Origin of the sequence: Pseudorhodoplanes sp., from assembly GCF_046289595.1 — a bacterium.
Lineage (GTDB): Bacteria > Pseudomonadota > Alphaproteobacteria > Rhizobiales > Xanthobacteraceae > Pseudorhodoplanes.
This window is the reverse complement of sequence record NZ_JBKBVB010000047.1, coordinates 23,978-31,783: the sequence shown is the minus strand read 5'-3', so window position 1 is coordinate 31,783 and position 7,806 is coordinate 23,978. Positions and strand designations below refer to the sequence as shown.

The following is a 7,806-nucleotide window of genomic DNA, read 5'->3' as shown; positions in this document are numbered from 1 at the left end:
CCGGTGATCTGCTCTACAGAGTGAAGGGGCCGGGGGCGATCTGGCGATGGTCGAACCCCAGCGTGGCCGAAGACTTTCTGCGGGTCGTCGAAAACGAAGCCCTCCCGCGGCTCCGAGGTATGCGCAGCCTGCACGACTTTTACGAATACGCGGAGGAAATTCACGGCATCCCCTTCCCGTTCTTTTGGGGTTGGCGCGCGACATTGAATGTCGCAATGAACAGGCTCGACGAAGCCCGCGACATCCTGAACGACCCGCGATGGGCCGATAGAAGCGGAGTGTTGTTCAACCGCGAAGTCGAGGGCCTGGGCGACCGGCTGAAGGCGCGCGGCGCGGATATTTCGTACAAGGACAAGCTGGCCCTTGTCGAAACATTGCATCGGTGGGAAGCCTATTCGGTCGATAAGCTCAAGCTCAGCGCGATCTGGGAGGGCACGCGTTTTCCGCTGGAGGAGCGGCTCTGAAGTCAAGCGTTCGGCCAATCGTCGCCGGTCGGTGCGCACCGGGCAATCGACTTATGCGAGGACAGCTCCGTATGCGCGGCATGAATGCCTGCAATGCTGTCACGCGGTCGTGAGCGGGCAAAACACGCAGGGAACTCCTATATGCGCTGCAATAAAGAACAAGAACCGGAGATTTGCCATGCAGGCCTTGAACCTGAAACTGAATCTGAAACTGCTGCTCGCGTCGGCCCTGGCTGTGGCGATCCTCGCCTCCGGCGCCTATTCGATCGTGCGGTCGCTGGAGCATCCGGTGGCCGAGGGCACGTATACCGCCTACACCACCGGCGCCGCCTCGCGGATCGAGCCCCGGATCGACTGGTCCGACCGCATCAATGCCGGCTTCGACCAATAGCGGTTACGCGGTGTTGCGCCCGACCAGTGCGAGATATTCCCACACCATGGTCGCGGCCGCGAGCGCGGTGATCTCGGCGGTGTCGTAAGCGGGGGCGACTTCGACCACGTCCATGCCTGCAAATGTGAGCGTGTCGAGCCGTCGCAGGATCGCCTGCGCCTGCCAGCTGGCGAGCCCGCCGATTTCCGGCGTGCCGGTGCCGGGCGCAAAAGCCGGATCGAGGCAATCGATATCGAAGGACAGATAGGCGGGTACGTTGCCGATCACCTCGGTGACTCGCTGCGCCACCGCCTGCGCACCGTAGTGATGCACGTCCTGGGCGCCGACGATGGTGACGCCCTTGCCGAGCGTCCAGTCATAGACATCCTTCTGCACCGGCGAGCGGATGCCGATCTGCACCATGCGTCGCGGATCGATCAGGCCTTCCTCGATGGCGTGGAAGAACACCGAGCCATGGGCATAGACCTGCCCGAAATTATCCGGCCAGGTGTCGACATGCGCATCGAAATGAACGAGGGCGAGCGGCGCACCGGCCTTCGCGGCCAGCGCGCGCAACAGCGGCAGCGAAATCGTGTGTTCGCCGCCGAGCGCGATCAAATGCGCGTGCTCGGCCGCCTGCTGTTCGATCAAGGCGAGGCTCTCCGGGATGTCGCCAAGCGCGATGTCGAAGTCGCCGATATCGGCGACAGGGAGGGCGGCCGGATCGATCCACCAATGCGGATGGTCGCCGTCGACCAGCATGCGGCTCGCGGTGCGGATCGCGGGCGGGCCGAACCGCGCGCCGCTGCGGTTGGTGGTGCCGATATCGAGCGGGATGCCGGCGATGTGGATGCTGGCTTCGCTCTGCAGCCGAAGCAGGCCGAGGAACGAGAACGGCGTCGAGAAGGTTGGTACGCCGGTCATCACTTGCGCTCCGCGAAGCGGAATACCGCGGCCGCGACCGCGCAGGTCCAGCGCCCGGAATCGTCGCCGATCGCTGCGGCCGTGATCGAGGTGGAGCCGAAGATAAGATTGGAGGTCTGGTAGACCTTCTTGCGTTCGTCCCAGGCAGCGTTCGGATCGAACTCGATACCGAGCGTGGAAGCCAGCATGGAGGCCGCGAGATCCTCGGCATAGTCGCCGCTCTGGTCGGCGGTCATGCCATAGCCGTGCTGCTCGGAAATGTAGCCATACATTTTCGTGTCGGTCGGCCTTGCCAGACCGATGCTCGAATGAATGCGCCGGCCCGGCTCGTTGGTCTCGGTGCGCGCCATGACGCAGAAGGTGATCTCGCCGGGACGAAGCGTCGCGACGCCTTCCTCGCGGCTCAGCTCGACGCATTCCGGCGGCAGGATCGAAGAGACGGTGACGAGATTTTGCTGCTCGATATCGGCGTCGCGCAGGGCGAGTTCGAACGCAGTGAGCTGATCGCGATGAACGCCGACGCCGCGCGTGAGAAAGAAGCTCGTTGGAACCGGGAACATGCGAAGGCCTCTGCTTGCGGAATGGGGCGTCAGGTTCGCAAAGGCGGATGACTTGTCAATGGCGGCGGCGGAGCGGTTATGGTGTGAGGGGGCTGCCGAGCTTCCGCGCGGTTTCCGCGATCCATCCATAGTAGAGTGACAGCGGCGTGACGCCGGTCAGTCCGCCGCAGCCGGCTTCGTTGCGCGCGGCCGTCGACCAGCTGACGACGCCGACCACCATCATGCGGCCGCCGATGTCGCGAAGCACCGGCCCGCCGGAATCGCCGGTACAGGCGCCAAGCCCCGGCCGTTCGTTGCGGGCCGACCCGTCCATCAGGCGGATCTGCAGATTGCCGGGCTGTCCGGTCACGGTCAGCGTGGCGCTGCGCAACGTGCCGCCGCTCTTGCCGTCGCCGATGCGGGTGAGGCCATAGCCCCACACGGTGAGTCGGTCGCCGGGCGCGATCTTCAGGCGCTCGCCATGGATGGCGGCGGGGGCGTTGCTCACGGGCGACGCAAACTTGATCAGCGCGACGTCCGCGGTGGCGCGGTGCGCGTCGAAGGTCTTCTGGCTGAATTGCGGATGCCGGGCGATGCTCTGCACGTCGCGCAGGCGTGGCTGACGCTGCGCATCGAACGCGACCAGCTTGTAATCGGCGCCGGGCGGCAGGCAATGCGCCGCAGTCAGAACCAGGTCGCGGGCGACCGCGATCCCGGTGCAGGAATTGCCGCGCGAGCCGACGATCATCACCGCGGCATGCGGTTCCTGCACGGGCGCTGCGCCGCCGACCAGGGCGGCAGCGGGTGGAACCGAAGCAACGAGGAGAGAAAGGACAAGGCACAGGCGGGTCATGACGCCCGATCAGGAGCGCCGATCGCGCGCGAAGTCAACCACGATACCGCCGTGATGATGGCGAACGCCTTTTCGCTTGGCAGGTCCGGGTCGCAATGCGAGGGTCGCGTTCCCTCTCATCGCATCGGCGCACCAGATTCAGCCTCTCGCATGCTCGTCAGTTCGTTCTCCGTCCTGCTGCCGGTCCTGTTCGTGCTTGCGCTCGGCTATTTCGCCGGACGGACCAGGGAATTCGACCAGGACCAGGTCAAGGGCATCAACGAGCTGGTGCTGGATTTCGCGCTGCCGGCGATCATGTTCGTCGGCATCGTCAAGACCGCGTCCAATCCGCCGGCCGGTGAGACCGCGTTCCTGCTCGCCACGGCATTGGCCCTGGTCGCCTTCTATATCGCGGTCTTGCTGGTCGGTCTTTACGTGCTGCGCCATTCGCTGGGCGCGGCGGCATTGCAGGCCTGCCTGCTCAGCTTTCCGTCGGTGGCCTTCATGGGCATTCCGATCTTCAAGGGGCTGTTCGGGGATACCGGGGTGTTGTCCGTGACCACAGCGACCGTGATCGCCAATCTCACGATTGCGCCACTGACGGTGGTGCTGATGGAGATGCATGCGGCGCGCAGTATAAGAGCCGCGGCCGCTGCCGATGCCGCGGGACTGGCCGCGGAGGCGGCTGCGGCACTCAAGAGCAGCCTCGTCAAGCCGGTGGTCTGGGCGCCGCTGGCCGCGATCGCGATCGTTGCGGCCGGCATTCCCGTGCCGCAGGCGGTCGACGACATGCTGACGCTGATCGGCTCGACCACGTCCGGCGTATCGTTGTTTGCCGCAGGCCTGATCGTGGCGGCCTATAAGGTGAATGTCACGCTCGAGATCGTCGCCAATGTGGCGACCAAGATGATCGCGCAGCCGCTCTTTGCGGTCTTTCTCGTCTGGGTTTTTGCTTTGCAGGAACCGCTGTCGCGCGAATTGATCCTGATGTGCGCGATCCCAAGCTCGGCCTTCGCCGTGCTGCTGGCGCCGCGCTACAATGCCTATGAGACCGAAGCCGCGTCCACGCTGGTGCTCACCTCGTTCGCGATGATTGCGATCATGCCGATCGCGATCACGCTGACCCGCGGGATGTAAGCCGCCTTTCGCTCTCCGCGCGACGCGGGGAGTGGGTCAAGTCCAACCGATCAGGTCGAAAACATGTCCGCTGTTCTCTTGACGCCGCCGGCGCTCGAGCCGGTTTCGCTTTCCGATGCCAAACATTTCCTGCGGGTCGAACATGACAATGACGACGACCTGATCGGGAGCCTCATCGTCGCGGCGCGGATGCAGGTCGAGTTACAGACCCGCCGTGCGCTGATCGACCAGACCTGGCGGCTCATCCGCGACGTCTGGCCACGCTCCGGACGGCTGCCGATCCTGCCAGTGCCGCTGAAGGCGGTGACGGCCATCCGCGTCTTCGATGCGGACGGGACAGTGCATGCGCTCGATCCGGAAGACTTCGATATCGATTTTGGCTCCGCGCCGGCCGTGCTCGGCTTCGCCCGCGGAGCGGTGCGCGCGCCGGGCAAACTCACGGCCGGGATCGAGGTCGATATCGCCGCCGGGTATGGCGCTGCGCCCGACGAGGCGCCGGAGCCGCTGAGGCAAGCCATTCGCATGCTGACCGCGCACTGGTACGAGCATCGCGGCGTGATTGGGGCGAGCGGCGAGGTGGCGCCGATCCCCGCATCAGCCGCCGCGCTGATCGCTCCGTTCCGGGTGCTGTCGCTATGATCGATCCGGGTCTTCTCAGGTCGCGCCTGGCCGTCGAGGCGCCGATGGAAACGGATGACGGCGCGGGCGGCGTTTCGCGCAGCTACGGTACGATCGCGACGGTCTGGGCCGAGGTCATACCGGTCTCCGCTGCGCGCGCGATCGAGGCCGAGAGAACGGGCGCACGCGTAACGCACCGCATCGCCATCCGGTTCTTCGGCGGCATCACGACGAAGCACCGCTTGCGCGACGGCGATCGCGCTTTTCGCATTGTGTCATTGCGCGATCGCGACGGGCGCAAGCGCGTCCTCACCATCGAGGCGGAAGAGCTCGTTCCCTAGCTCCTCGCACCACCGATATTCGGGACATCAGCCATGACCACAGCCACCGCTGCGCTGCGTGCCGCGATCCATGACGCATTGACCGCGGATGCCGCGCTGACCGGCATGCTCGGCGGGCCGAAAATCTACGACGAGCCGCCGGCCAACGCGGCCTTTCCCTATGTGACGCTGGGCGAAACGCGCGTTGCGGACTTCTCTGCGGGCGACGAGCCTCTGCAGGAGCATCGGCTCACGCTGCATGCTTTCTCGCGTCAGGGCGGACACAGGGAAGCGCATCTGATCGCCGGTGCGCTGCTGGAGGCGCTCGACGACGCCCCGCTTGCTCCCGACGGGCACCGCCTGGTGAGCCTGCGTTTTTCCATCGCCGACATCCGGCGCGAGGCCGACGGCCGCACTTATCACGCCTTGGTGCGGTTTCGCGCGGTGACCGAACCGGTCTGACAACACGAGGACGACAATGGCGGCACAAAAGGGCAAGGATCTGCTCATCAAGATCCATGACGGCAGCGGCTATGTGACGGTCGCAGGTCTGCGCACGCGCAGGCTCGCCTTCAACGCGCAGATCGTCGATATCACCCATGCCGAGAGCGCCGGACGCTGGCGCGAGCTGCTCGACGGCGCCGGCATCAAGCGCGCGGGGCTTTCGGGCCGTGGCCTGTTCAGGGATGCGGCAAGCGATACGCTGATGCGGCAGGCATTCTTCGACGGCGCCGTAAAGGATTGCCAGGTCGTGATCCCCGATTTCGGCACCGTGCAGGGGCCGTTCCAGATTGCGAGCCTGGAATTCGCCGGCGAGCATGACGGCGAAGTCACCTACGACATGGCGCTGGAATCCGCCGGCGCGCTGACTTTCGACGCTGCGTGAAAGGGACGCACACCATGCCCAACCGGATTCGCGGCGAGATCGAAGCCGAGATTGGCGGACGCAGGCGGACGCTGGTGCTCACGCTCGGCGCTTTGGCCGAACTGGAAGCGGCGTTCTCCGAGGGCGACCTGGTGGCGCTGGCCGAGCGCTTTTCGAAAGGCCGCATCAGCGCGCGCGACCTCACCTGCATCATCGGTGCGGGTCTGCGTGGCGCGGGTGAGAGCGTGACCGACGAGGAGGTTGCGCGCATGACATCGCCTCAAGGCGCGGCAGGCTATGTGCGGATCGCCGCGGACCTGATCGAGGCGAGCTTCGGAACAGCGCAAGAATGAAACCATTCCCCTGGGACGAGGCGATCGGCTTCGGGCTCGGCGTGCTGCGGCTGTCTCCCGCCGCGTTCTGGGCGATGACACCGCGCGAACTTGCGCTCGCGATCACGGCGGTGACGGGCGGCGCCATGCCGCTTCGCCGCGGCGAATTCTCAGACCTGATGACGAGGTTTCCGGATGGCCGATGACGATTACGATGACGTTCTGATCGAGCGCATCGCGGAGTTCGATCTCGGCATGCGCACGATCGACCGCGGCATGCGCGATATCAACCGCAGCGCCGCGCAATTCGGCCGCGCCTTGTCGGATGCCTTTACACAGGGCGTGACCGGCAGCCGCTCGCTCGATGACGTGCTGAAGTCCCTCTATACGCGGCTATCCGACATCGCGCTGCGGCTGGCCTTCAAGCCGGTCGAGAATGCGCTGACGGCAGGCATGACCGGCTTGCTCGGCGGCGGCGCGAATGTTCCCATCCAGCCCTTCGCGTCCGGCGGCATCATCGGGACGCCGACTTATTTCCCGCTGCGCTCCGGCGGGGGCCTCGGGCTTGCCGGCGAGGCCGGTCCGGAAGCGATCATGCCGCTGTCGCGCGGCCCCGACGGACGGCTCGGCGTTGCCGCATCGGGCGGCGGGCGTGCCAGCATCACCATCAATATCGCGACGCCGGACGCGGATTCGTTTCGCCGCTCCGAACTCTATGTGACCGGACAGATTGCGCGCGCGGTGGCCCGCGGCCAGCGCGGGATGTGACGCGCGATGGCCGCCTTCCACGAGATCCTGTTTCCGCTGGACATCGCGCTCGGCAGCGCCGGCGGGCCCGAGCGGCGCACCGAGATCGTTGCGCTCGCCTCCGGCCGCGAAGAGCGCAATGCGCGCTGGGCGCATTCGCGCAGGCGCTACGATGCCGGCTATGGCGTCAAGACCCTCGCTGCGTTGTCCGAGGTGATCGCGTTCTTCGAAGAACGTCGCGGCATGCTGCACGGTTTTCGCTGGCGCGACCGGCTCGATCATTCTTCCGCCGCGCCCGGAATGGATGTGAGCGCGTTGGATCAGACGATCGGGGTGGGCGATGGCGAGACGGTGACGTTTCAGCTTGCCAAGACCTATGGCGGCGCATTCGCGCCCTACAGCCGCCCGATCGCAAAGCCGGTTGCGGACAGCGTGCGCGTTGCGGTGTACGGCGTCGAACGTCATTCCGGCTTTGCCGCCGATCCGGCGACCGGCCTTGTCACCTTCGCCGAACCGCCGCCGCCCGGCGATGCAGTGACCGCCGGTTTCCTGTTCGATGTGCCGGTGCGGTTCGACACCGATTACCTGGAGGTCGATCTGTCGGCTTTCGCCGCGGGTGCGATTCCGAAAATCCCGCTGATCGAGATCAGGACGTAAG

14 protein-coding genes are annotated in these 7,806 nt (G+C 65.8%); 11 read left to right on the top strand and 3 right to left on the bottom strand.

Translation table 11 applies throughout. The features are described 5' to 3' along the window. Together ACK41X_RS11870 and ACK41X_RS11865 are read left to right on the top strand one after the other, a co-directional pair. On the top strand, positions 1-464 hold a 464-nt coding region (locus ACK41X_RS11870; RefSeq protein ID WP_409723152.1), incomplete at its 5' end, for a hypothetical protein. 178 nt (positions 465-642) lie between these two features. Then, a complete protein-coding gene (locus ACK41X_RS11865) occupies positions 643-855 on the top strand; it encodes a hypothetical protein (protein WP_409723149.1) in 213 nt (70 codons plus the stop codon). A 3-nt stretch (positions 856-858) separates the two neighbouring features. Here the strand turns inward: ACK41X_RS11865 and speB are convergent, their stop codons facing one another. The 3 genes from speB to ACK41X_RS11850 all read right to left on the bottom strand — a co-directional run bounded on the left by speB (position 859) and on the right by ACK41X_RS11850 (position 3,150). Then, entirely contained in the window at positions 859-1,758 is a 900-nt protein-coding gene (gene speB / locus ACK41X_RS11860) for an agmatinase (RefSeq protein ID WP_409723146.1), read from the bottom strand. After that, positions 1,758-2,318 carry a pyruvoyl-dependent arginine decarboxylase gene (locus ACK41X_RS11855; RefSeq protein WP_409723144.1) on the bottom strand — a complete coding sequence of 187 codons (561 nt, stop codon included), beginning with the start codon at positions 2,316-2,318 and terminating at the stop codon, positions 1,758-1,760. Before ACK41X_RS11855 ends, speB begins: the two co-directional genes overlap by 1 nt. Before the next feature lie 76 nt (positions 2,319-2,394). Further along, entirely contained in the window at positions 2,395-3,150 is a 756-nt protein-coding gene (locus tag ACK41X_RS11850) for a S1 family peptidase (protein WP_409723141.1), read from the bottom strand. Positions 3,151-3,300: 150 nt separating this feature from the next. Between ACK41X_RS11850 and ACK41X_RS11845 the strand changes: the two genes are divergently transcribed. From ACK41X_RS11845 to ACK41X_RS11805, 9 genes are all read left to right on the top strand, one after another. Then, positions 3,301-4,266: an AEC family transporter gene (locus ACK41X_RS11845; protein WP_409723138.1), complete on the top strand. Its 966-nt coding sequence runs from the start codon at positions 3,301-3,303 to the stop codon at positions 4,264-4,266. A 63-nt stretch (positions 4,267-4,329) separates the two neighbouring features. Then, positions 4,330-4,905 carry a head-tail connector protein gene (locus ACK41X_RS11840; protein WP_409723135.1) on the top strand — a complete coding sequence of 192 codons (576 nt, stop codon included), beginning with the start codon at positions 4,330-4,332 and terminating at the stop codon, positions 4,903-4,905. Then, positions 4,902-5,225 carry a phage head closure protein gene (locus ACK41X_RS11835; protein WP_409723132.1) on the top strand — a complete coding sequence of 108 codons (324 nt, stop codon included), beginning with the start codon at positions 4,902-4,904 and terminating at the stop codon, positions 5,223-5,225. Before ACK41X_RS11840 ends, ACK41X_RS11835 begins: the two co-directional genes overlap by 4 nt. Before the next feature lie 33 nt (positions 5,226-5,258). Next, positions 5,259-5,666 carry a DUF3168 domain-containing protein gene (locus ACK41X_RS11830; protein ID WP_409723129.1) on the top strand — a complete coding sequence of 136 codons (408 nt, stop codon included), beginning with the start codon at positions 5,259-5,261 and terminating at the stop codon, positions 5,664-5,666. A 16-nt stretch (positions 5,667-5,682) separates the two neighbouring features. Next, a complete protein-coding gene (locus ACK41X_RS11825) occupies positions 5,683-6,090 on the top strand; it encodes a phage major tail protein, TP901-1 family (RefSeq protein WP_409723126.1) in 408 nt (135 codons plus the stop codon). A 14-nt stretch (positions 6,091-6,104) separates the two neighbouring features. Beyond that, on the top strand, positions 6,105-6,422 hold the full coding sequence (locus ACK41X_RS11820) for a gene transfer agent family protein (protein ID WP_409723123.1): 318 nt from the start codon (positions 6,105-6,107) through the stop codon (positions 6,420-6,422). Then, entirely contained in the window at positions 6,419-6,607 is a 189-nt protein-coding gene (locus ACK41X_RS11815; protein WP_409723120.1) for a rcc01693 family protein, read from the top strand. Before ACK41X_RS11820 ends, ACK41X_RS11815 begins: the two co-directional genes overlap by 4 nt. Positions 6,608-6,656: 49 nt before the next feature. Next, on the top strand, positions 6,657-7,169 hold the full coding sequence (locus ACK41X_RS11810; protein WP_409723155.1) for a phage tail tape measure protein: 513 nt from the start codon (positions 6,657-6,659) through the stop codon (positions 7,167-7,169). A gap of 6 nt (positions 7,170-7,175) precedes the next feature. After that, positions 7,176-7,805, top strand: coding sequence for a TIGR02217 family protein (locus ACK41X_RS11805; protein WP_409723117.1), 630 nt, complete (start codon positions 7,176-7,178; stop codon positions 7,803-7,805). The last annotated feature ends 1 nt before the right edge of the window (position 7,806 follow it).

Excerpts from the sequence above, each read along its gene's own strand:
- ACK41X_RS11865 (WP_409723149.1), top strand. The coding sequence starts at position 643 with ATGCAGGCCTTGAACCTGAAACTGAATCTGAAACTGCTGCTCGCGTCG.
- speB (WP_409723146.1), bottom strand. The coding sequence starts at position 1,758 with ATGACCGGCGTACCAACCTTCTCGACGCCGTTCTCGTTCCTCGGCCTG.
- ACK41X_RS11855 (WP_409723144.1), bottom strand. The coding sequence starts at position 2,318 with ATGTTCCCGGTTCCAACGAGCTTCTTTCTCACGCGCGGCGTCGGCGTT.
- ACK41X_RS11850 (WP_409723141.1), bottom strand. The coding sequence starts at position 3,150 with ATGACCCGCCTGTGCCTTGTCCTTTCTCTCCTCGTTGCTTCGGTTCCA.
- ACK41X_RS11845 (WP_409723138.1), top strand. The coding sequence starts at position 3,301 with ATGCTCGTCAGTTCGTTCTCCGTCCTGCTGCCGGTCCTGTTCGTGCTT.
- ACK41X_RS11840 (WP_409723135.1), top strand. The coding sequence starts at position 4,330 with ATGTCCGCTGTTCTCTTGACGCCGCCGGCGCTCGAGCCGGTTTCGCTT.
- ACK41X_RS11835 (WP_409723132.1), top strand. The coding sequence starts at position 4,902 with ATGATCGATCCGGGTCTTCTCAGGTCGCGCCTGGCCGTCGAGGCGCCG.
- ACK41X_RS11830 (WP_409723129.1), top strand. The coding sequence starts at position 5,259 with ATGACCACAGCCACCGCTGCGCTGCGTGCCGCGATCCATGACGCATTG.
- ACK41X_RS11825 (WP_409723126.1), top strand. The coding sequence starts at position 5,683 with ATGGCGGCACAAAAGGGCAAGGATCTGCTCATCAAGATCCATGACGGC.
- ACK41X_RS11820 (WP_409723123.1), top strand. The coding sequence starts at position 6,105 with ATGCCCAACCGGATTCGCGGCGAGATCGAAGCCGAGATTGGCGGACGC.
- ACK41X_RS11815 (WP_409723120.1), top strand. The coding sequence starts at position 6,419 with ATGAAACCATTCCCCTGGGACGAGGCGATCGGCTTCGGGCTCGGCGTG.
- ACK41X_RS11810 (WP_409723155.1), top strand. The coding sequence starts at position 6,657 with ATGCGCACGATCGACCGCGGCATGCGCGATATCAACCGCAGCGCCGCG.
- ACK41X_RS11805 (WP_409723117.1), top strand. The coding sequence starts at position 7,176 with ATGGCCGCCTTCCACGAGATCCTGTTTCCGCTGGACATCGCGCTCGGC.